A 23148-nucleotide genomic window follows, 5' to 3' on the forward strand; every position below is an offset into this window, starting at 1 on the left:
AATTAGTTTATTTTAGCTACTAAAGCTTTTAGTGCCTCGTTAAAGACATTTGCTGGCGGATTAGTCAATCCAGCGCCAATCATACCAATCCCCGGTTCTTTATGAGCAATAGCAGTATTAATGACAGGCAGCATCCCTGTTTCTAAGACTTTTAAGACATCGATGCCTGAAGGAATCCCCATAAAATCTAAAACAGGAATCGTGACATTGGGATTTTCTTTCGTAGTAATTTCCAGCATTTCTTTTGAATAATTCAATGCTTCTGCCACTGTTCCGCCAACTAATGGGACAATTGCTGGTGCAGCTGCCATGGCAAATCCGCCAACACCATACGTTTCTGTAATAGCACTATCGCCCATATCCAAACCAGCATCTTCTTGTGTGTAACCAGCAAACATCGGACCAATCACCCGTTGGGCAGGCCCCGTAAACCAGTGATTTCCACCAATCCCACTGACACGAATCCCAAATTCGACCCCGTTGCGACACATGGTGGTGACAATTGTACTATTCTCCACATTATGACCAGCATCTAACGCACATTTAGCGGCACCCATCCAAGTTGGACCAGAAAAATAGTCAGAACTGCCAAGAAATTCAAATACTTCTTTTAATTGTTCACGAGAAAAATCAGTTTGAACCATGTAAGGTGTTAATGCTTGGACTAACAACGTACTTCCAGCTACATTGCGATTATGACACTCATCGCCCATATGCAAGGCTTGCGAAAGCATTAAGCGTAAATCAATGCCTTCTGGACAAAAAGTCATGGCATCATGAAGTAATGGACCTAAAACATCGCGCATCCAAATCAGGCGATCCACGACGGATTGATCATTTGCACCAAATCGTAAAACTTTCGCCAATTGTTCACTTAAATTAGTAAAAGCCGTGTTGCCGTACGTTTCATTTTTGATAATATGAACGTACATATTCGGAGAAGTCACGCCAGCCATAGAACCAACGGCATCATGTTCATGACAAGGAGAAAACGTAATCGCGCCAGAACGAGCAACCCGATCGGCATCAGCTAGATCTTTTGCTAATCCTTCAAAAACAAGCGCTCCTTGAACGGCACCTTTCATCGGTCCGCACATATTTTCATAAGTAATGGGTGGCCCAGCATGTAAGATGGTCGTTTCAGTCATATCGGGCATGACATTAATTGCTTTATCAAATCCTACTAAAATAGGTTTTGATTGAATAATGCGGGTAACCGCTTCTTCGTTGGCTTGTTGGATTTTTTCATAAAGTGTTGGATTTTTTAATTGATCCAATAATTTTAATAGCTCTGGGTCACCATTGGCTGGCGGTGCCCAATTTACTTGATGTGAAGGAATCCCTTGTTTTTTCATATCTTCATGAATAAAGTCAATGCCTACATTGATCGTATCTAAAGGCTGGTTAAAAAGATCATTTCTGCTCATGTTCGTTCGCTCCTTTTACAAAAGTTTTGGTGGCTTCGCAAAGTTGATGACTGCTGTCGACAACGAGAACCTCTAAATCTTCTAAAATTTTCCGCTGTTCATGAATATCTTGTGGATCTTCTTCGGTCCCTAAAACATAGCCAATAATGGCTAACTCACGCCCATCTGCTTTTGCTATTGCTTTGGCTTCCTTTAACGCCTCCGCTAACACGCCAACAGGATTTTCGTGAGAACCATAACCTAATTCAAAATCTAACGCTAAAACTGCCACTTCAGGATCTTTGGCTTCTTGAAGAATGCGAGTAATCCGAGAAGTCGGATCGATCATTGGATGTGGGCGGCCTTCTGTGAAACGATCATCACCGAAATCAATCAATGTATGTGCTTGGCTGTGGTCAGGATTTGCTAATTGTCGTTCAGGAATTTTATGAATATTACTATAAACATCATCAGAGACTTCTGTTAAAGCATATAAAAGTTCATCACAAAGAGTGCCACCACAGAACAACCCACGAACAAATTTTTGAGAAGGGGCTTGTTGCTGTTGGATGGCTGTTAACGTTGCGCCTGTCGGATTTTGATAGAGGCTGGTTTCCGCTTCCTGTGTTTGACTAAATTGAATCACTTTTTGAACTGCATCCAGAGAAGAAGTAGCAAAAGTGACGTTGTCTATTTTTCGTTCCGTTTGTTCACTGCCGATAAAATAAATAACAACTGGTTTAGTTGAAACAGCTAATTTTTTTAAAATTTTTTCTGTTACTTCTGGAGCAGGCGGTTTAGAAATAAGCAAAATTGCCTTAGTTTGTTCGTCAGCCATTAAAGCATCCAGCCCGTCAAGCATCATCAGCCCACCAATTTCAGCAGACAAATCACGGCCACCAGTACCAATTAATTGTGAAATCCCATAACCATATTTATGGATTTGAACACTAACTTCTTGGCTGCCTGTACCAGAAGCGCCGACAATTCCAATATCTCCTGAACGTACCTCGTTAGCAAAACATAACCCGACGCCATTAATAATCGCTGTTCCACAATCAGGGCCCATCACAAACAGTTCTTTTTCGTGTGCTTTTTGTTTTAACGCTAATTCCTCGTCAACCGTCACGTTATCACTAAAGAGCATGACGTGTTTTTGCTGATCTAAAGCTTTATGCGCTTCTCGTGCAGCAAATTTTCCATTGACAGAAATTACAACTAAGTTGGCATCAGGCTCTTCATGAAGGGCTGAATCTAACGTCTTATAGGTTACTTCAGAAGAAGCGGTTTTCTTTTTCTTCGTAAATAACTCGTCGACTTGCTGTAAAATTTCTTCTGAGTTCGCTTGGTCATCAAGATCTAAAACAATTAATAAATCGCCCGTTGTAACATGATCCAAGGCGGGTGTATATAAACCAACATTCCGAATCACTTCAAGATTCATGTCGGTTCCCATCCCAATCATGCGGTTTTAACTCCAGCCAGTTCATTGGCTCGTGTTGAAATGGTCATTAAAGTAACTGAATCAAAATAGGCGTTCTCTTTAATTACTGTTTGAATTGTCATGATTATTCTCCTCACAAAATAGTTTTAAACCAAAAATAATGCCGCAAAGTATGTCGCTTCCTGAAGTTGAGCCCACCTCCTCTAAAGCTGAAACCGCTTGAGCCATTTCGTTTGTATTTCCACTTTCAATTGATAAAAAAACACGCTGAACTAGCTGAGAAAACCGTTCGTTCACTGCTTCATGGATTTCCGCATAACTGACCGCATTCGTTCGTTCCTTGGCTAGCACAGCCAGCTGTTGGAAATTCGAGGGAAGCTGCTGTAAAGCAGAAAAACTAGCAAGTAATCCTGTGATAGAATCATCGCCAGTGGGGGTTAAACCAATCCCCAATCCCAAAATCTTCGTTAAACAATCAAGAGCTATTTTAAAAGATTTTTGCTCCCAAACCTGTTGAAAATGAATCATTTCTTTTTGAATCTGGGTCCGACTATAAGAATCAAAAAGAAAGGTTGACGGCGAAGCAGGAAAAAGCGCTTGCCAAGGATTGAAACGAGTTTGCTGAATATACGTTAAAAAAATAGCTATCTTTGTTTTACTGGGTGTTAAATAAAGTGGCGTTGGTTGCCAAATTTGGGCATCGGCTAGGGTTAATTGTCGTCGGCCTAACCGGATAAACAGGGGCTCAATTTGGACAGGTAAATCAGCGAAATGGCTAAGTTTTTTTTCATCGAGTATAATCGTGTTAGGTGCTATATGTTCGGGATGCGTTGAAATGGTCAAGAGAATTTCTTGGGTGTCTACATGACCATAATTAATAGCGTGCGTAAAACATTGCAAACTAGTCAATGTTTGATGAGGGAGTTTCGATAAAATCGTTTGGTCATAAGCTAAAATTTTTGTCATTCCAACGACCTCCTTTTTAATAGCGCTTTCACGACTTCATAATAAAAGAATCCAGCACGCTAAACAATTGCTAAAAATGACATTGATTTACAAGTTTGAATGGACAATTTGTACATTGGGAGGATAAATGATGTTAAAAGTGAGTGATTTATTAACGTTAGAAGAATTACCTGGCATTACCTTAGTGGCAGGACATAAAAATCAGGACCAACCGATTTTAAAAGTCAATATTTTAGAAAATCCTGATATTTTAGATTGGCTAACAGCAGGTGAGCTGCTGTTAACGACAGGGTACATATTTAAAGATGATCGGAAATTACAGAAAAATTTTTTGAAAGAACTAGCTAAACACCATTGTGCTGCCTTAGGATTTAAAACCCAACGTTATTTTGAAGAAGTTCCACCAGACCTAATCAAATTAGCAGATGAAATGAACGTTCCTATTTTAGCAATTCCTTACAATTACACCTTTTCGCAAATTGCTGACGTGTTGAAAAGTCGTGTCACGTTAGAACAATTTGACATGAATGCGCAAGAAACCGCATTGCATAATAAAATTTACCAAATCTTAGAAACGGGAAGTAGCAGTTTTCATTTGCTGCAGGATCTAGCAGAAACCATTCAAAATCCTGTCTTGTTATTGAATGACCACTTTGAAGGAGTTAATTTTTTTGACTTGCCTAAAAATCCAATTCGTATTTCTAGCATTTTAGAAGATAGACAAGAAACCTCAGAGTTCCAAAAACAATTGCTGGAACAAAGTCATCCATTATTACGCTTTTATCAAGAACCGATTCATTTACAGTTGAAACTCCAGAACCAAGTGGTGCCAATTGAAATTTATCCAATTAAAAAGAAAAATGTTATTTTATATTATTTACTCGTCTGGAACACCTTGGCCCCATTACGGCCAGTCGATGTGGCTCATTTTAAAATCACAGCTCATTACTTACTTTTACAATTGCAATTGGAATACTCACGGAAATTTGAAGAATACCAACAACGAAACGAATTATTTTTTAAGCTGATTGCGCATGAAAAGAGGGATCAAGCTGTTTTCCAACAATTTCAACAGTATTATCGCTTGGCAATAGATAAGCCCTATGCGATTTTGCTAATTTCATTAACCTTAAATGAACGCCAAAGGCAAGAAAGAATGTCTATTTTAGGTAACCAGTTAAACCAAGTTATCTTAGGGGACAAACAAAAAATTGTTTGTATTGAAATTGACAGTTCCTTTGTCTTATTAGTTGAAGATCCACCTGAAAAAGAAGGCGATTATCTGAAAATGATGCAACGCCTAGCAAAAAGTAGCATAAATCAGTTAATGTAAGTACAAGAAGATGTGGAACTTTTCCTAACAATAGGACCTAAGATTCAAGGTCTGACCCAGATTCATGAATCTTATCAACAAGCGATTGACGTTTTAGCCTTTCAACGCCAATTCGTTGCAGAAAAACCTGAAATGAGGATTGCTTCCTACGCGAATTTTCATTTTAGACAGACATTGCAACGTTATTTTTTAGAAGAAGGACAAGCAACCCTCAGAAAAAAATATCTTCAACCATTGCAGAAAAGTGATCAACAGCAACATACCGACTTTGTCCATACACTGAATGTCTATTTTCAATCAAAACGAAACTTGTCTCAAACAGCCAAAAAACTCTTTATTCATCGTAATACTTTATTACAGCGATTGGAGAAAATTGAACAGCTAGTGCTGTTGGATTTTGATAAGGAAGTGGACTTGTTGGCGCTGGAAGTGGCGTTGTTTGTGGGAACTTAAGAAGCAATATAAGTGGCGGTTTTTAATTTAATGGAATATATATAGCTAAAAGAAACGATTATACAAGAAGGATAATTTGATCAATAAAAAATGGAATCTTTTCATAACCTTAATTTTTCAAAAAAATAAATCCTTCCCAGAATCTTCCAACACAAACCACTAACTATCTGCTACTATAAAAGAAACAACTACCATTTGGAGGAAGTATGCGTAACAGAAAAATGTGGACAATTATCGTCAGTGGGTTATTTTTAAGTAGTATCATCGCGGGAATTTCAGGAGCGTTTTTAATCATTGAAGGAGAGATAACGACTCTGCTCTGGGAGGTGTTGCCAGCGCAAATGAAATGGCCAATCCTCTATTATTTTGTCTTGTGTGTGCTAGGAGCGTTGGTATTGAGTTATCTGAAGAAACGCTTCGGGCAAGTACCACAAACGGCGCACGAGGCGCTGACAGAATTGAAGGCGAAACAATCGGTCGATTATTCAGGTGTGTTTAGAAATTTATTGGCCGCCTTGGTAATTTTAATTTTCGGGGCTGGTGTTGGTCCTGAAGCCGCATTGTTGGGAGCAATTATTTCGTTGTCAGTCTGGCAATCTGATAAGTTACGGTACCTTTATTTTCATTATGACGAGCAAGAACAGCAAGCATTTTGGATAAAAATTCAGCGCTTGCTGCATCCGCAACAGTTTGTTCAGCGCTACGATACGAGGCTCGCTCCTGTGGATAAAAAGAAACTGAAACAAGTGATGAACGGGTTATTTATTGTGAACGGGTTGGTGGTGTTTACCTTTTTAATGAAATTGGTGGGACACCCATCGTTTATTACGAAGTTAGGAACTGGAAAAATTGAAATGGCTTCGTTATGGCTGATTTTACCCGCTTTATTAACTGCTTTTGTGATTGGTAACGCCTATCGATGGTTGAAAGCTGCTCTGGCTAAAATATGCCAACCGTTTGAAGGAAAGCAAAGCATACTGGTAAGCTTTGGTGCAGCCTGTATTTTTCTTTTTGTTATTTTAATGCCAAGATTACTATTTTCAGGACAATCTTTTATGCATTTAGTTCCTAGTTTTGGTAGTCAACAAGCCTGGTATATCTTGGTAATCGCTGCGATAATGAAACTAGTATTTTTACAAGTTTGTTTACAGACAGGTTGGATAGGTGGCGATATTTTTCCCGTCGTTTTTTCAGCTATTTTAATCGGGTTTGCGGTCGCACAATTTTTCCCAACAATTGACTCGCTTTTTGTTGTCGCAATTTTTGCTACGAGTTTAACAACCCAGATTTTAGGGACGATTCTTGTACCAGGCATTTTTGTGGGGCTCTTTTTCCCAATCACGCTTTGGCCAATTGTAGTCCTTGTGTTATTTTTACAATGGCTATTGAAAAATAAAATCATTAAGAGTAACTAGAAGATACTAAAAAGAGGGAATAAAATGAACCTAACCCATCAAGACTTCAATCTATTCAACCGAGAAATCTTCACATTTAAACAACTCAAAGAGCAACAAACATCAGCAGAAATCGATGCCTTAAAGCAAACCTACAAGCAACATTGGGAAAAGTGGAAAGCCTTAAACCTCGCAATCGCTCAAGGTTTACCAGCTGAACTCGGCATCACTAAGCCGAAAATCGAAAGCTGGACCAACGGCTGGAATTTACGCAGTCATTTCTGGGCTGCATATCGCAGTGAGCAACGCCAAGCGGAAAATGCTTGTCTGGCGTTGTTATTAAATAAAAAGCAATTTCAAGTATATTTGATATTTCAACATTACAAAAGTGAGGAGCGGGCAGGCTCAGTCGTCGCTTACAATCAATTGCTTAATCGTTTAGAAGCTTGGAGTCAAACCATCGACTGCGAAGGCTATTATATTTGGCCGCAGGAGGAGCATGAACTAGTGGATCATTTGCCTTTAAAAGATTATTTAGCAGATGAAAAACAACGGAAAATTCTAGAAGAGCGGATAGGCAATCGCTCATTTCAGATCGGTAAGTTGTGGTTTGCGACGGAAAAGCTTGAAACGATTGAAGAAAAAAGTTGTCAGGCGCTTCAAGAATTAGCGCCGTTGTATAACGCATTATCTGAAAAATGAACGAAACAACGTCTCTGACCAATTACCTGGTCAGAGACGTTGTTTGTGTTTTTATTGATTTAAATCTGTTAGTAGTAGCTCGTTAGAAACAGCAAAAGTAGTAACTTCTGTTAAAGCTGGATCCAAAGTGTATTTTGTAAATGAGGTAGTACTTTCTGGTTGGACATACATGGTTAGATTAGTCACATCATATCCTGACCAATAATGTGTGAAATCAGACAGAGAATTACTTTGACCTAAATGGCCAATCCCCCGAGGAATCATCACTGTTTGGAAGGCGCGATAGAGTTGCATAATCCCTTCAGAGCTATCAAATTCTTGGAGATTGTCAGAATAGTATAACGCACGAAGGAAGCGTGACGGCGAAGTGAAGTCTCCTGGGATTCCTAATAGTCCGTAAGAAGTCCCACCTTCAATTGGGTCAAGTGTTGCGCCTGATTTTAAAGTGTAAGGTTCCTTAATAGCATAGTTGCGCATCCCGATATAGTTTCGTGCATTGGTTAAATGATAATTGTATTCTGGGCTGTTTGTGACTACGCCAATCGAATCATAAATGACGAACGCTCCGTTATCTGTTGGTTGCAAAACAATACTATTATTATTTTTATCATTAATGGTCCAGTGTAAGGTAAAATGAACTTCCCCCAATGAATCAAGTTGGAATTTTTGATCTAACAGGCCGATTTTTTCAAAAGCTACTTTTACTTCGTCAACGCTTTCAAAATTACTCAAAATATAAGCGAGAACTTCTTCTGCAATATGAGGTGTTAAACCACGATCTGCTAAACTTTCAGCAGGTGCTGTTGAAGATTCCATTAAATATTGAATATCACCAGATAAGCCGGCTTCATTGATACCATCTGTGATAGCAAGGCTGACGGTTTTACCATCGTTCGCTGGTTGATCTGTGCCTGACATTGCTAGTCCCATAAAGGAATATTTTGCCGTCCAAGGATTTAGTTGGCTATTTAGAACTGTACCTTTTGGAAATTGAGCAATTAGAGTAGGGATTTTTGGTGCAATTGGATCTTCGTTGCCAAAAAAGTCAAACGTAAAATCCATCGTACGTCCATAAAAAATATCATTTGTTTTGGAAATAATCTTGATGCCTGTACACATAATAGTTTCCCCCAATTAATGTAAGTTTGTGAAGCCTGTTTACTAGTTAAGCATATCATACTCTAGGAAACAGCGGTGGCTAAATTCTTAAAATATTAGACAATTTTGTCTAAATGAGGTGAAAAAAATTTTTTAGCGATTTCCTTCACAAAACACCTTATTATCTTTCCGAAAATATGATATCTTTAGAATGGAAATTTCATGAAAAGAGGATGCGAATGTTTAAAAAGTACACACAAATGATAAGGGATGAATTTAAAGGGTATAATCAAAAAAAATTGAAAAAAGATTTCTTGGCAGGTTTGACTGTCGCAGCCGTCGCGTTGCCGTTAGCGTTAGCGTTTGGGGTCTCCAGCGGCGCCACTGCGGCAGCTGGCATGATCACGGCGATTATCGCTGGAATTGTGATTGGGAGCCTTTCAGGTGGGTTTTATCAAATTTCAGGACCAACAGGTGCGATGGCAGCTATTTTAATGTCAATTGCGGCAGTGCATGGCATGCAAGGGATTTTGTTGGCCACCTTTTTGGCGGGAATTTTCTTGCTTTTAGCAGGGATTTTGCGTTTAGGGAGCTTGACTTCTTTTATTCCGTCACCGGTCATTACCGGGTTTACTTCAGGAATTGCTATTATTATTGCGTTGGGGCAGCTTGATAATTTCTTTGGGGTTCGTTCAGAAGGCCACAATTTAATTGAGAAAATCAGCAGTTATCGTTCATTGGGCTTTGATTTAAGTATACCAACGACGGTTATGTCGATTTTAGTGGTGCTTGGATTAGTGTTCTTTCCGAAAAAGTGGAATGCGATGATACCAGCTTCATTGGTGATGATTATTTTAGCTACGTTAGCAACAGTGGTTTTTCAACTGCCAGTGGCCACTGTAGGGAAAATTCCGACAAGTATTTTTAGTGATACACGTTTGGAACTTGGTTCGCTTCAATTAAGTGCGTTTCAGGATATTTTGGTGCCTTCGATTAGCATTGCTATGTTAGGTATGATTGAAAGTTTGCTTTGTGGCGCTTCGGCTGGTCGCATGACAGGGAAACCATTAGACAGTAATCAGGAACTAGTGGCACAAGGAATTGGCAACTTAATTTTGCCATTTTTCGGTGGCGTTCCTGCGACAGCAGCGATTGCCCGCACGAGCGTAGTGATTAAATCGGGTGCGCAAACACGTTTAGCGGGTATTTTTCATGCAGTCTTTTTATTGTTATCGATGTTGCTTTTATCGCCAGTCATGTCTAAAATTCCCATGCCTGCGTTAGCTGGTGTTTTAGTGGTGACAGCGTGGCGAATGAATGAATGGTCGGTGATTAAAGAATTCTTCCAGAAACGTTTCCACACAGCCTTATGTTTATTCTTTTTAACGATGGTAGCGACCGTTATTTTTGACTTGAGTTTAGCGATTGTTTTAGGGGTCTTAGCGGGTTGCCTGTTTTTCATTGCGAAAAGTGCCGTGATTACGATTAATGTCGAGGAAGTTGATTGGTCAAGAATGGGGCTAGTACCGACCGATTGTACGGAAAATTGGGTGGTGGTTTATTTGAGTGGCCCGTTATTTTTCATGTCTTCTGAACGATTGAAACAAACGTTACTGCAATTGGAAACAAAAAGTGGTGTAGTATTTTCAATGCGAGGAGTTCCTAGCATTGATAGTACGGCGTTAGATATTTTAGCAGAATTTTGTCTTGCAGCAGAAGGTCGTGGACAACAAGTTCAATTTGCCGCTCTGCAACCAGAAGTTGAAAAAATGATTCGAACCATTCAAGGAAATCAAGAGAAAGAATACCATTTCTCAGTCGCAGAATTTTTACAAACGGTGCATATTGCAGAACAATAATTCATTTTCAAATAAAATGTTCTATTTTCTATCGCGGGCTTAATGGGTGAAGAAATAAGAAAAATAAGTGGGGACTAAAACGAGTTTCTAGAGGAGTTCCTAAAAAAATAATAAAGAGAAAACTTCTAAGTATGAAGTTTTCTCTTTATTATTTTTTTTGTTATTTATTGAATTACTTCTAGCATAACGTCTTTTTGATCATCCGTAACATTGCCTGCGTAGTTAGGAGTGATTAAAGATATCGAACCATTTTTATTGTTGAATAAGTATAAAGTGCCCGATCTATTTTGTTCATCGTTTGAAGAAATATTAGTTCCTAAAATTAATTCTGTATTTACTTTAACGGTGCGAATACTGTTATCGGCCGCTGAAAATATTCTAATCTCTTTTGTAGGAATTGTATTTATAGATAGCTCATATTTATTAATGGCTTCTTTCACTTGACCATTTTCAGCCCCAAACAATTTAGTTCGGAAGGTAGCAGTTGGTGTTGAATTTAAGTTCTCTAACGTAATTGAAGTTGGCACATTCATTCCTTTAAAATTAAATACGAGTGGATTGTTTAAACTACTAAGATCGACAGCATAAGGTGTTGCTTCTAAAGAATTTGCTTCTTCGACATTTGTGGATACTTCATTTTTAGACTTTGCCGAAGCTTGAGTGGTACTGGCACTTTCTGAAGTTTCTTTTAGTTTATTATTAGAGCTTGTTTCTGTGCTAGAACTGTAATGATTAGCACTGCTTTTCATTGATGTTGTATGATTGGTAGAATTTTCTTGTTTTTTAGGTTCATTCGCTTTTTGAGAACTACAACCTGTTAAAAAAATAACTAAAATAACACAAAATAATTTTTTCATACTATTCCTCCTATAGACGCTATAACTAATTTTATCTTACTTGTTAATATAACAAAAGAAATAATTATTTTATTTTCACGAATGCTCAAATTGTTTAAATCTGTAGTTTTTATACTTATTTTTGTTGCATTTGCAACAAAAATAAGTTAAAGTAATGACAATCATAAAATATTAGCGAAAGGAAGTGTCCTAGTGATAGATATTTTAAGAGAAATTGGCATGATTGCGCGCGCCTTAGATTCAATCAGTAATATCGAATTTAAGGAATTATCTTTAACACGAGGACAATATCTTTATTTGGTCAGGATCTGTGAAAATCCTGGGATTATCCAAGAAAAGATCGCCGAACTGATTAAAGTTGATCGAACCACAGCGGCGCGGGCGATTAAGCGTTTGGAAGAACAAGGCTTCATTTATCGTCAAGAAGATGCAAGCAACAAAAAAATTAAGCGGATTTATGCCACAGAAAAAGGGAAAAACGTTTATCCAATCATTGTGCGCGAAAATCAACACTCGAATCAAGTTGCTTTGCAAGGCTTGTCAGAAGTGGAAATTTCACAATTGGCAGAGTACTTAGTCCGGATGCGTAAAAATGTCAGCGAAGATTGGGAATTTGTCAAAAAAGGGAACACTCGAAATTATTAAGGAAAGGACGACTGATTGATGGGAGAAATAAAAAAATTAACAATAGAAGATGCACCAGCGTTACAAGAAATCAGCATTGAAACTTATACAGATACTTTCGGACCATATAATACCCCAGAAAATATGCAAGCCTATTTAGTAGAAGCCTACAATTTAGAAAAATTACAAAAGGAATTGGCTAATCCCCACTCTGACTTTTATTTTATCTTTGTCGATAATCAATTAGCTGGCTACATGAAATTAAATCGTGAGAAGGCACAAACGGAACCGATGGGGCCAGAAAAGCTCGAGGTTGAGCGATTGTATATTTTGCCTGCGTTTAAAGGAAAGAAGCTGGGAACACAATTGTTAGAACTGGCGGAAGAAAAAGCTCGTGAATTTGGTAAAAACGCACTGTGGCTAGGTGTCTGGGAACACAATGATGCGGCGCGGGCATTTTATAAAACGATTGGCTACCGTTATTATAGTCAACATTCGTTTTTTATGGGAGACGATGAACAGACGGATTTTATTTTGTTAAAGGAATTGTAGCAAGAAAATTTATAAACAAAGATTTCTGATAAAATCAGAAATCTTTGTTTATTTTTTTGACTAAAATTAAGCAATTTTTTATTTTCAAAATGTTATTTTTTAAAACGTAAAAATTGAAAAATAAGATTTTGAATCTGTGAAAAGTTGTCGATCTTGTGAGAAAACTCTTTTGTCAGTGTCTTTTTTCAGGATGGGTCTCTTCCTGAAAATCCACTTCAGTTTATCTGTTTTGTGTGTGTTTGATTAAAAAATGTTGTGTTGGATTTCATTTAACTGTATAATTTATTTATGTCATTTTTAATAATAAGCGTATTTTAGCATTTGAAAAGAGAAGTTGTACATAATATGTGAATAAAAAGATTTGTTTCTTACTTTCTAGAGTGAGAGGACGATATAAAAAAGGTTGCTATTTTTTCGTTCAAAGTGAACAAAGAATCGTTTGTTATTTAGTTGGGGTAACTAATGATTGTTGTTATAAAAAGCGCTTACAATTTGTGTGATGAGAGTAGTACGCATGTTTGTGCAAAAGTGACAAAAAAGAGAAGGCAGGGTGTTTTAATAGAAAAAAATTTTTTAATAAAAAGGAGAGTTTGTCGTGGAGAAAAATGTGTCTCAAGTAACAGCTCAAGAAGAAACAGCGCTGAAAGCACGTGGCTACAATGAGGATTTGTTGCCAAGTAGCCCGAAACAACGGACAATGAGCGCGCGCAATTTTTTTACATTATGGATGGGTTCGATTCATAATATCCCGAATTATGCAGCAGTGGGCGGCTTTATTTTCTTAGGTTTATCGCCGCTGCAAGTTATGCTGGCAGTTGTGTTAAGCTCATTCATTGTAGCAACTTTCATGAATTTGAATGGCGTGGCTGGCTCTAAATATGGCATTCCTTTTGCGATGCACTTACAGTCTACTTACGGTAGTCTCGGGGCAAAACTGCCAGGGTTCTTAAGAGGTTGTGTGGCCGCGATTGCTTGGTTTGGTCTGCAAACATTTACAGGATCGCTGGCTTTATTAATTATTCTCGGGAAATTTTGGCCGAACTTTTTACAAATTGGTGGATCATTCCAGTTTTTTGGTCTCAGGCTACCTGAATTAATGGCGTTTACTCTTTTCTGGCTCTTAAATGTGGCAATAGGTTTCGGTGGTAGCAAAATTTTGAACCGTTTTACCGCCATTTTAAGTCCGTTGATTTATGTCGTTATTATTGGATTAACGATTTGGGCCATTCGAGCTGGGGGCGGTTTAACACCAATTTTGTCCTATCAAGTTTCTGGTGCGATTCGTTCAGTCAATCCACTGGTGGCGTATCTGATTATTTTTAACTCGGTTGTGGCCGTTTGGTCAGCGCCTGGTGCGAGTGTGGCGGATTTTACTAAGAATGCGCGCTCGACACGTGCTCAGGTTGTGGGGCAAACAGCAGGTTTAGTTGTTGGTTATGGGATTTTCGCTTTTTCCAGTGTGGTTATTCTGTTAGGTGGTTCGCTGTATTTTGGGATTCAGGAATGGAATATTTTAAACATTATTGATCGTTTAGATAATGTGGCGGTGGTGGTCTTAGCCATGTCGGTTTTCTTATTAACGACTATTTCAACGAATGCAACAGGAAACATCATTCCGGCAGGTTATCAATTGGCGGCGCTGTTTCCTAAAAAAATGACGTATAAAAAAGGCGTCATGATTGCCAGTGTTATTAGCTTTCTTATTATGCCTTGGAAACTGATGGAAAACGCCGATAGTATTTTTATTTTTCTGAACGCAATTGGGGCTGTTTTAGGACCAGTCGCTGGTGTGATGATTGCGAATTATTATTTTGTTCAAAAGCAACAAATTGATTTAAATGCTTTATACGTAGATAAACACAAAAAAGAGGAAGTCAATCCTTTTTACGGATTAAACAAGCCGGCATATGTCGCTACTATTCTGGCGTTGGTTCTTTCCTTAAGTGGTCAATTTATTCCACAGGTTAAAATCATTGCTGATATTTCGTGGTTTGTGGGCTTTACCACAGGTTTTGTGCTGTACTTAGTGTTAAAAAAATGGACTTGGGATTCAAAAAAAGTGAAAGAAACAGCTTATCAGGAGGGAAAATAAATGCAAGCAGAGTTAGTGATTAAAAACGGGTTAGTTATTTTAGAAACTGGAGAAGTCATTACGGATGTCGCCGTTCAAGGAGGAAAAATCGTAGCGATTGGGCAAGACTTGTCAGGAGAACGTGTGATTGATGCGACGGGTTTAGTCGTTAGTCCTGGGATGGTGGATGCTCATGTTCATATTACCGATCCTGGTGGTGGTTACCGCGATGAATGGGAAGGGTATGTCACAGGAACGGCCGCTTGTGCCAAAGGGGGCGTGACGACCTTTATGGAAATGCCTTTAAATCAGATTCCAGCAACTGTGGATAAGACCTCTCTTGAGATCAAATACAAGGCAGGAGAAAATAAACTAAAAGTAGATGTAGGGTCATTTGGGGGCGTGGTCCCGACCAACTTGGCTGGTGGGATTCAGGAACTTGATGAAGGAGGCGTTTCTGGCTATAAATGCTTTTTGGGAACGTGCGGCGATCGTTCAATTGAAGGAGATTTTCAAAATGTCGACGATTATTCACTATATGAAGGAATGAAACAAGTTGCCAAGACTGGCAAAGTGCTAGCAATCCATGCAGAAAATGCGCCAATTACGGATAAATTAGGCGCGTTAGCTTATCAAAATGGCGAAACGACTTTAGCGGCATATGTAGCTACACGTCCTGTGTTTACCGAAGTTGAAGCGATTCAAAAATCTATTTTATTTGCCAAAGAAACAGGTTGTCGGATTCATATTTGTCATGTGGCTTGTCAAGAAGGCGTGGAAGAAGTTTTAAAAGCCCAAGCAGAAGGGGTAGATGTGACTTGTGAAACATGTACGCATTATTTATATTTTACCACGGATGAACTTGATGCCATTGGTCCAGTTGTCAAATGTTCACCGCCGATTCGTGACGCGGACCAACAAGCCGCATTATGGAACCACGTGCAAACAGGCGGCATCGCGTTTGTAACCTCTGACCATTCTCCTTGTACGCCAGACTTAAAAGATACAACCAATGCTTTTGAAGCTTGGGGCGGCATTTCTGGTGTTCAAAATAACGTCGATGTGTTATTCGATGAAGCCGTCCAAAAACGTGGTTTATCCTTGAAACAATTCGCGGATATGATTGCAGCAAACCCAGCTGACCGTTATCACTTAGCACAAAAGGGCCGCATCAGCATTGGTAAGGATGCCGATTTTGTACTAATTAAACCTAATGCGCCGTATATCTTAAAAGCAGAAGATTTAGAATATCGAAATAAAATTAGTCCTTACATTGGTCGTGAAATTGGGGCCCAAGTGATTCAAACAATTTTAAGAGGCGAAACAATTTACGCACAAGAAACAGGAGTAACTGAGGCGTTTAACGGCGTATTTATCAAAAATTAAACACCTATTTTAGAAATGAAAAGGGACAGAAGTGTGATTGAATTAGCGCCTCTGTCCATGAGTTAGAGGATGTTTATTGGTTGTTTTGCACAAAAAAAGGCTTAATTTTGTTTGATAAGTACAATGAAGATAGCTAGGGAAACGTTTACAATCAGAGTGTAATCAGTCAGGAGGTTTTGTGATGGACTTGGAAAAAGTTTTAAAACAAAGAATCGAAGAGTTGTCAGCAATTGGGAGTGATCCTGCAGGAGGGATGACACGCTTACTTTATACAGATTCGTGGTTGGCAGCACAAAAGTATGTGCAAAGTCAAACTGAGGCGTTTGGACTGGAAACGCAATTTGACGAAGTCGGGAATCTGTTTTGTCGAGTGGCAGGAACGGAATTTCCTCAGGAAACGATTTTAACTGGGTCACATATCGACACAGTAGTTAATGGTGGGACCTTAGATGGTCAATATGGTGTCATTGCTTCCATGACAGCTGTTCAATATTTATTAGACAAATATGGGAAACCACGGCGTTCTTTAGAAGTGCTTTCCATGGCTGAAGAAGAAGGGAGTCGTTTTCCAACGGTTTTCTGGGGAAGCAAAAATGTCGTTGGTGAAGCCAAACGTGAAGAAGTAGTCGATATCTCTGACAACGAAGGCAAAAAGTTTGTTGATGAGATGCATCGCCAAGGCTTTGATTTTCGGCAGGAGCAAACTAGACGTGAGGACATTGAAGCATTTGTCGAAATTCATATTGAACAAGGCAATATTTTAGAGAACGAAAAGCTCCAAGTCGGTGTTGTTCATAGTATTGTAGGGCAACGTCGCTATACGGTTAACTTAAAAGGGCAAGCCAATCATGCAGGCACTACGCCAATGAGTTACCGTCATGATGCGGTGTACGGCTTTGCTAAAATTTGTGCAGAAGCCATTGATCGTGCGAACGAAATTGGGGATCCGTTAGTTTTAACATTCGGCAAAGTCATTCCGAAACCCAATACAGTCAACGTGGTGCCTGGAGAAGTGGAATTTACAATTGACTGCCGTCATACCGACGCTGCTTTTTTACGACATTTTACAGGTGAATTAGAAGAACGGATGAAGACAATTGCTCAAGAATTAGGCTTGACGATTGCGATTGATCGCTGGATGGATGAAGCCCCTGTACCGATGAATCAAGCAATTGTAGAAGTTATTGAACAAAAAGCCAAAGAAGGCAAGTATCAGTATCGTATGATGCATAGTGGTGCTGGGCATGATTCGCAAATTATTGCGCCTCATTACCCGACAGCGATGATATTTGTGCCAAGTATTGGTGGGATTAGTCATAATCCTGCAGAAGCAACGGCATTTCCAGATTTGGTTGAAGGCGTCAAGCTTTTAGCAGATACCTTATATGAATTAGCGTATAAATAAGATAGAAAAGGAAGAATTGTGATGGGTTATAAAAATAATCGAGTTGGTTACCAAAAAGAATTGTTAACATCAAGAGCTGTGATAAAAAAAGACAATTACGCCATTATTCCCCATGATGGTTTGGTGCAAAATGCAGTACCTGGTTTTGAAAATGTCGATATTTCCATTTTGGGATCGCCTAAATTAGGTGCGACATTTGTGGATTACATTGCTACGTTTCATAAAAATGGTCAACAAACAACTGGTTTTGGTGGCGACGGGATTCAAACGTTGGCTTATGTCATTGACGGTCGTTTGCGCGTTTCAGATGGTCAAGAAACTCATGAACTTGAAGCAGGGGGCTACGCCTACTTTACGCCTGAAATGAAAATGTATTTAGCAAATGCACAGGAAGCGGATACAGAAGTTTTCTTATATAAAAAACGCTATCAGCCGTTGGCAGGCCATCAACCTTATAAAGTGGTTGGGTCAATTCATGACCAACAACCAGAAGAATATGAAGGAATGACAGACGTGTTACTTTGGAGTTTATTGCCGAAAGAGTTTGACTTTGATATGAATATGCATATCTTATCTTTTGAACCAGGTGCTAGTCATGCCTATATTGAAACGCATGTCCAAGAGCATGGTGCGTATTTAATTAGTGGCCAAGGGATGTACAATTTGGACAATGAATGGTATCCAGTGGAAAAAGGGGACTATATTTTCATGAGTGCCTATGTGCCACAAGCAGCCTATGCGGTTGGCCGTGAAGAACCGCTAATGTACGTTTATTCCAAAGATGCCAATCGTGAACCAGAATTATAAAGAAAAGCCGAATGTAAAGTAATGACCTCGGAACAATAGGATTTGAACACGCAGTGGTGAACGGTAGAGTCCTTTTTCTTGGTAGACGTTACTTTTATTCGGCTATTTTCCTGTTAATTATTTTTCTGAAAGTTCTAGCGCTACCCGTAAGAGTAAACTCGTCTCAGGCTCTTGAATAGAGGTGCCTAATAATTTTTCACATTGATTCATGCGATATTTAATGGTGTTTCTGTGAAGGTAAAGAGCGTTGGCCGTTTTAGTAATTTCACAATTGAAATCTAAAAAAACTTTCAAGGTTTTTCGTAATTCTTGTAACGTCGGTTCCGTCGGATAGGCCAACTCTTTCAATTGTTGCTGGCAAAAGTATTCAACATCTTCAGTGCCAATCTTTTCAAAAAGTCCAGCTAGGCCTTTGGGATGGAACAATTGCACAGTCGCTGGTTTTTGAGCGTGTAAAGAAGCCTCTAATGTCGAGGAAGCTTCAATATAAGAATTAGGCAATTCTTCTAGGTTTTCATAAGCATTGCCTAAAGCAAAGCGAATGGTAATAGGCAAAGCCTGTTGCAAACGTTCAGCGAGGTTTTGCAAAATCATCAAATGGTCATTTTTCTTAGATTGAAAAATCAAGATACTTTTATTTTGATTTTTTAATTTAAACAAGGCGACATCTGGCAGGATTTCCGGCAATTGTTCTTTGAGCCATTGGAAAATTAGTTGCCCTTCCGCTTGCTGATAACGAATATGGGTTTCATTTTCTGGTTTAGTCACGCCGTAGACAATCGCTAATTGATAATAATCACTGTTGATTAAACGATAATTTTTCCAAAGTTCCAACCAATTTTGATGTTTACTCAGCGCTTCTTGATGTGTATCAAGCAAGCGGTCCAAAAAGTCTGTTTTGAGATGTTCAAAAGATTCAGCAATTTTCTGGTTTTTAAATAACATAAAAGTCAAAACTAAAATGGCCTGATCAATGGCAAATTCAGAAATAGGGTAAGGAATCTGTTCAGGAGATAAGACCAATAAATAATAGGGAAAATAATCGTTCACACGAATTGGAAAGCCAGCTACTTGAATGTTTTCTTGTCGCTCATCCTGTAAACGAAAGATTTTCTTTTCTTGTGCCAATTGTTGAAAGTGGTCTTTTGATAATTGTTCGATGAAAAACTCCGCCGATTTTTGATTGCCATAAAAATAATTCGAGTGGGCAATCACCTGTTGCCAAGGACTTAATAAAATAATTGGCGCATTTAAAATTTTCGCAAATTCAGCGATGAAACGCGTAGCATCAACATCTTGCATTAATAATGTTGAAAAACGCTTTTGGATGTCAAATGCTACAGACATCTGTTCGGTTTTGCTATCACGAAGATAGCCTACAATTTCATGCAACAACCCGCCTAGTGGCTGTGTGCTAGGAATTTTAATCAGGGGCAAATCAACGGCACTGGCATAGGCAACAATTTCTGGTGAAATTTCGTCAAGGAACCGCCCAACTTTGATTCCTAAAGCCGTACATTCTGCTTGTTTTAGCGAGTCAATAAAAGGTTTCAATTTTTCTTGATCATCTTTATAAATCATTGCCGTTGTTAAAATCATGACATTTTTAGGGATAAAATCAGCCACATCAGGTGTTTCCGTGATTTCTACACTTTCCAAGGGCTGTGTTAAGTTTGAGTGAGACGATAATAATTGTAAGTCAGAAAATCTTGGTAAAGCCAAGACCTCAGCTAATATTTTCATCACAACAACCTCCTTTTTTTATAGTATAGCGAAGAATAAAAAGGAGTACAAAAGATAGTTATTGAATATGTCTAAAAAACAAAGTCAAAATAGTGCAAATTGAACAATGAATTTCTGGGTTTTTCCAAAGATAATAAAAGAGAAGAATTAAAAATGAAGTGAGGGATTACTATGTATCAACAACCAAATTTTGTACGGCGAACAATCATGACGCCGGGACCAGTCGAAGCCCATCCATCGGTACTTCGTCAAATGGGTCAACCAATTTTAGGGCAATTTGATCCAGAATTTCTACAGATTATGGACGAAGTTCGGGAAATGATTAAAGTACCTTTTGCCACAAAGAATCAACAAGCCTTTGCCATTGATGGCACGTCACGTTCAGGCTTAGAAGCGGGGTTATTTGCATTGATTGAGCCAGGTGACAAAGTGCTTGTGCCTGCGTATGGCCGGTTTGCTTATTTATTAGGTGAAATTTGCGAACGCGCCCGGGCCGAAGTCATTTATTTAGAAAAGGACTGGCTCGCACCGTTTGAACAAACAACGGTGATTGAAGCGATTAAAGAACATCAACCAAAAATTGTTGCGATGGTCCACGGCGAAACGGCGAATGCACAAATGCAACCGCTGGATCAAATTGGCGCCTTTTGTCGGGAAAATGAAATTTTCTTCGTAGTAGATATGGTGGCGACTTACGGCGGTGTCGAAACAAAGGTCGATGATTGGAAAATTGATATTGCGGTAGCAGGCACTCAAAAATGTGTCAGCGTACCTTCAGGCCTTTCTTTAATTACCTACAACCAACGTGTAGCCGATTATCTGGCGGGCCGTTACCAAAAAGAGTTAGGGCTTGGCGCGGATGCGCGGAATGAACGGTTCATTCAAAGTAACTACTTGGATTTATCGCAATTAGAAAAATATTGGGGACCAGAGCGCTTAAATCACCATACAGAAGCGACTACAATGATTTATGGGCTACATGAAGGGCTGCGTTTGTTACTTCAAGAAGGCATGGAAAATGTCTACGCACGCCATCGGAAAAACGATCGTATTTTAGTTGAAAGTCTACAAAAAATGGGCTTAGAAATTTTCGGGAAGTTAGACACAAAAACACCAACAGTCATTCCTGTGGTCATTCCAGAAGGAATTGATGGTGAAAAGGTGCGGAGCTTATTACTGGATCATTTTAAAGTTGAAATTGCCTCTTCCTTCGGTGATTTAAAAGGAAAAATTTGGCGGGTCGGTAATATGGGTTACAGCAGTCGCGAAGACAATGTGTTGCATTTTTTAAGTGCCTTTGAGACTGTATTGAAACACCAAGGCTATCAATTTGAAGGCGGTAGCGGTAGTACTCATGCATTGGCTGAGTATTTAAACTAAAAAAGAAGGTAGGACAAAGGTCACTACGTAAAAAAGCGTAGTGCTTTTGTTCCTTGTGAAACGTTAACCAAAAAAATGATTGGTGGAGGAAAAGAAAATGACAGACAAGACAAAAAGTTCGTTGGCTTATTGGAAAAAAATCGTTATTTTACTATGTATGGGCTGGGTAACAATCTGGATTTATCGTTCCGCGCTTTCTCCCGTTTATCCACAAATTCGCGCGTCTCTAAATGGTAACGCTTCCGATACGGCTCTAGGGTCCATTTCTAGCTTTTATTTTCTCGGTTACGTAGTCATGCAGATTCCTGCAGGCTTCTTGGTAGACAAAATTGGGAAAAAACGTGTATTAATTCCAGGCTTTATCTTGTTTGCGCTGGCAGCATTACTGATTGCCCAAGCCCAAACGATTGGAACAATTTACTTAGGTAGCTTATTGGCAGGTTTAGGATGTGGTTCTTTCTATGGCTCGGCTTACTCGTTGACGTCGCAAAACATTCCTCAAGCCAAAAAAAGTTTTGCAACAGCTATTGTCAACAGTGGTTCAGCAGTTGGTTCAGGTTTAGGGATGATTTTATCTAGTTATTTAGTTGCCCAAAAAGGATTACCTTGGCAAGTGATGATGTACATTTCCGCCTTTATGATTATTTGTATGTTAGTGGCTTTTCAAGTGATTATTCGCAATCATAAAGAAGACATGGCCTTGATTCAGCCAACCGTTGTTGATGAAAAAGATAACGGAGCGGTAAAAGAAAAAGTGCCCTTTAAAAAACTGTTTGCGCCACATATGCTATTTGCGTATATTTTATATTTTGGCACTTGTTATGCATATTATATGATTGTGACTTGGTTACCTAATTTTTTAAGTACCGAACGCGGTTTCCAAGGAGCGGCAATTGGATTGTCCTCTTCGCTGGTCGCATTTGCCTCTATTCCAGGAGCGTTATTTTTTAGTCGGTTGGCGGATAAGTACATGCATAAAAAAGTTCAATTCATCGTTGTTTTAGAATTTTTAGCAACAGCTATGCTCTTGTTAACTGTACAAGTAAGTAATGCAACGTTGTTATTAATTGCTTTAATTATGTATGGGTTCTTAGGAAAATTAGCTGTAGAACCGATTATTATTTCTTGGCTAGGTGAAAATGCACCAAAAATTGGAATTGGCACTACTTTGGGCGTGTTTAACTTTTTCGGTATGATGTCATCTGTGATTGCCCCAGCTTTAACTGGGAAAATTTCAGACACAACGGGTTCGAAAGTCATGGGCTTTTATATTGCCGTCGTGATTTTACTAATTGGCACGATTCTTTTTATGCTTGTCAATTTAAAAAAACGCAGGGCAGATTCGTCTAATAAATAAAAAAACAACGCAAACTTATCTTTCATTGAATAAGTTTGCGTTGTTTTACTTTTTGACAATCATATTAATCGCTTGTGCTAATCGCTCTTCTTGTTCTTTAGGATCTTTTTCAGGATTTTCAAAGCAATGCTTTAAATTCTCCGCAACTATCATTCCCATTACGCGATCAATACTAGAACGGACCGCACTCAACTGAGTGATAACATCGATACATTCTTTTTCTTCATCAATCATTTTTTGAATCCCGCGAATTTGACCTTCTGTGCGGCGTAAACGATTCAGCACTTTCTTTTTTTCTTCAGTCATTTTGC

17 protein-coding genes and 2 pseudogenes are annotated in these 23148 nt (G+C 38.9%); 12 read left to right on the plus strand and 7 right to left on the minus strand.

The genetic code is table 11. The annotated features are described in order from the left end of the window. Positions 1-2 precede the first annotated feature (2 nt). The 3 genes and pseudogenes from IGI97_RS02260 to IGI97_RS02270 all read right to left on the minus strand — a co-directional run bounded on the left by IGI97_RS02260 (position 3) and on the right by IGI97_RS02270 (position 3816). Complete coding sequence (locus tag IGI97_RS02260) at positions 3-1427, minus strand: DUF1116 domain-containing protein (protein ID WP_010777969.1); 1425 nt, start codon at positions 1425-1427, stop codon at positions 3-5. Continuing rightward, positions 1414-2972 (minus strand): annotated as a pseudogene (fdrA, locus tag IGI97_RS02265) (acyl-CoA synthetase FdrA). The gene IGI97_RS02260 and the pseudogene fdrA overlap by 14 nt, the downstream one beginning before the upstream one ends. After that, positions 2950-3816, minus strand: coding sequence for a DUF2877 domain-containing protein (locus IGI97_RS02270; protein WP_438737891.1), 867 nt, complete (start codon positions 3814-3816; stop codon positions 2950-2952). Before IGI97_RS02270 ends, fdrA begins: the two are co-directional and overlap by 23 nt. 127 nt (positions 3817-3943) lie before the next feature. Between IGI97_RS02270 and IGI97_RS02275 the strand changes: the two are divergent. The 3 genes and pseudogenes from IGI97_RS02275 (at position 3944) to IGI97_RS02285 (ending at position 7698) form a co-directional block, all read left to right on the plus strand. Next, a pseudogene (locus IGI97_RS02275) lies at positions 3944-5602 on the plus strand (PucR family transcriptional regulator). A gap of 206 nt (positions 5603-5808) precedes the next feature. Then, complete coding sequence (locus IGI97_RS02280; RefSeq protein WP_438737893.1) at positions 5809-7017, plus strand: chloride ion channel protein; 1209 nt, start codon at positions 5809-5811, stop codon at positions 7015-7017. A 24-nt stretch (positions 7018-7041) separates the two neighbouring features. Beyond that, a complete protein-coding gene (locus tag IGI97_RS02285; protein ID WP_173951734.1) occupies positions 7042-7698 on the plus strand; it encodes a glucose-6-phosphate 1-dehydrogenase family protein in 657 nt (218 codons plus the stop codon). Between the two features lie 51 nt (positions 7699-7749). On the opposite strand, the gene IGI97_RS02290 is transcribed toward IGI97_RS02285, so the two are convergent. Next, entirely contained in the window at positions 7750-8817 is a 1068-nt protein-coding gene (locus IGI97_RS02290; protein ID WP_016626312.1) for a choloylglycine hydrolase family protein, read from the minus strand. Between the two features lie 176 nt (positions 8818-8993). Between IGI97_RS02290 and IGI97_RS02295 the strand changes: the two genes are divergently transcribed. Further along, positions 8994-10655, plus strand: a complete 1662-nt coding sequence (locus tag IGI97_RS02295) for a SulP family inorganic anion transporter (RefSeq protein ID WP_438737896.1) — start codon at positions 8994-8996, stop codon at positions 10653-10655. Between the two features lie 164 nt (positions 10656-10819). On the opposite strand, the gene IGI97_RS02300 is transcribed toward IGI97_RS02295, so the two are convergent. Then, positions 10820-11512 carry a hypothetical protein gene (locus IGI97_RS02300; protein ID WP_002370054.1) on the minus strand — a complete coding sequence of 231 codons (693 nt, stop codon included), beginning with the start codon at positions 11510-11512 and terminating at the stop codon, positions 10820-10822. A 192-nt stretch (positions 11513-11704) separates the two neighbouring features. Here IGI97_RS02300 and sylA point away from each other — a divergent pair, with 192 nt between their 5' ends. From sylA to allE, 6 genes are all read left to right on the plus strand, one after another. Beyond that, the gene (sylA, locus tag IGI97_RS02305) at positions 11705-12157 is read left to right on the plus strand and encodes a transcriptional regulator SylA (RefSeq protein ID WP_002371694.1); all 453 of its coding nucleotides are present in this window, start codon (positions 11705-11707) and stop codon (positions 12155-12157) included. A gap of 18 nt (positions 12158-12175) precedes the next feature. Beyond that, positions 12176-12688 carry a GNAT family N-acetyltransferase gene (locus IGI97_RS02310; protein ID WP_002391365.1) on the plus strand — a complete coding sequence of 171 codons (513 nt, stop codon included), beginning with the start codon at positions 12176-12178 and terminating at the stop codon, positions 12686-12688. Between the two features lie 595 nt (positions 12689-13283). Continuing rightward, positions 13284-14780: an allantoin permease gene (gene allW / locus IGI97_RS02315; protein ID WP_438737898.1), complete on the plus strand. Its 1497-nt coding sequence runs from the start codon at positions 13284-13286 to the stop codon at positions 14778-14780. After that, a complete protein-coding gene (gene allB / locus IGI97_RS02320; RefSeq protein ID WP_033594874.1) occupies positions 14781-16145 on the plus strand; it encodes an allantoinase AllB in 1365 nt (454 codons plus the stop codon). Between the two features lie 181 nt (positions 16146-16326). Next, positions 16327-17550, plus strand: coding sequence for an allantoate deiminase (allC, locus tag IGI97_RS02325; protein ID WP_002383320.1), 1224 nt, complete (start codon positions 16327-16329; stop codon positions 17548-17550). Positions 17551-17571: 21 nt separating this feature from the next. Then, positions 17572-18357, plus strand: a complete 786-nt coding sequence (allE, locus tag IGI97_RS02330) for a (S)-ureidoglycine aminohydrolase (RefSeq protein ID WP_438737900.1) — start codon at positions 17572-17574, stop codon at positions 18355-18357. Positions 18358-18474: 117 nt separating this feature from the next. On the opposite strand, the gene IGI97_RS02335 is transcribed toward allE, so the two are convergent. After that, a complete protein-coding gene (locus tag IGI97_RS02335; protein WP_002378917.1) occupies positions 18475-20100 on the minus strand; it encodes a PucR family transcriptional regulator in 1626 nt (541 codons plus the stop codon). 171 nt (positions 20101-20271) lie between these two features. Here IGI97_RS02335 and IGI97_RS02340 point away from each other — a divergent pair, with 171 nt between their 5' ends. Next, entirely contained in the window at positions 20272-21480 is a 1209-nt protein-coding gene (locus IGI97_RS02340) for a pyridoxal-phosphate-dependent aminotransferase family protein (RefSeq protein ID WP_002355061.1), read from the plus strand. Between the two features lie 97 nt (positions 21481-21577). Beyond that, the gene (locus IGI97_RS02345) at positions 21578-22837 is read left to right on the plus strand and encodes an MFS transporter (protein WP_002378762.1); all 1260 of its coding nucleotides are present in this window, start codon (positions 21578-21580) and stop codon (positions 22835-22837) included. 45 nt (positions 22838-22882) lie between these two features. On the opposite strand, the gene IGI97_RS02350 is transcribed toward IGI97_RS02345, so the two are convergent. Then, positions 22883-23143 (minus strand): metal-sensitive transcriptional regulator, encoded by a 261-nt coding sequence (locus IGI97_RS02350; RefSeq protein WP_002355063.1) that lies wholly within the window; start codon positions 23141-23143, stop codon positions 22883-22885. Between the last annotated feature and the right edge of the window lie 5 nt (positions 23144-23148).

Source organism: Enterococcus sp. DIV2419, from assembly GCF_051711865.1.
GTDB lineage: Bacteria > Bacillota > Bacilli > Lactobacillales > Enterococcaceae > Enterococcus > Enterococcus faecalis.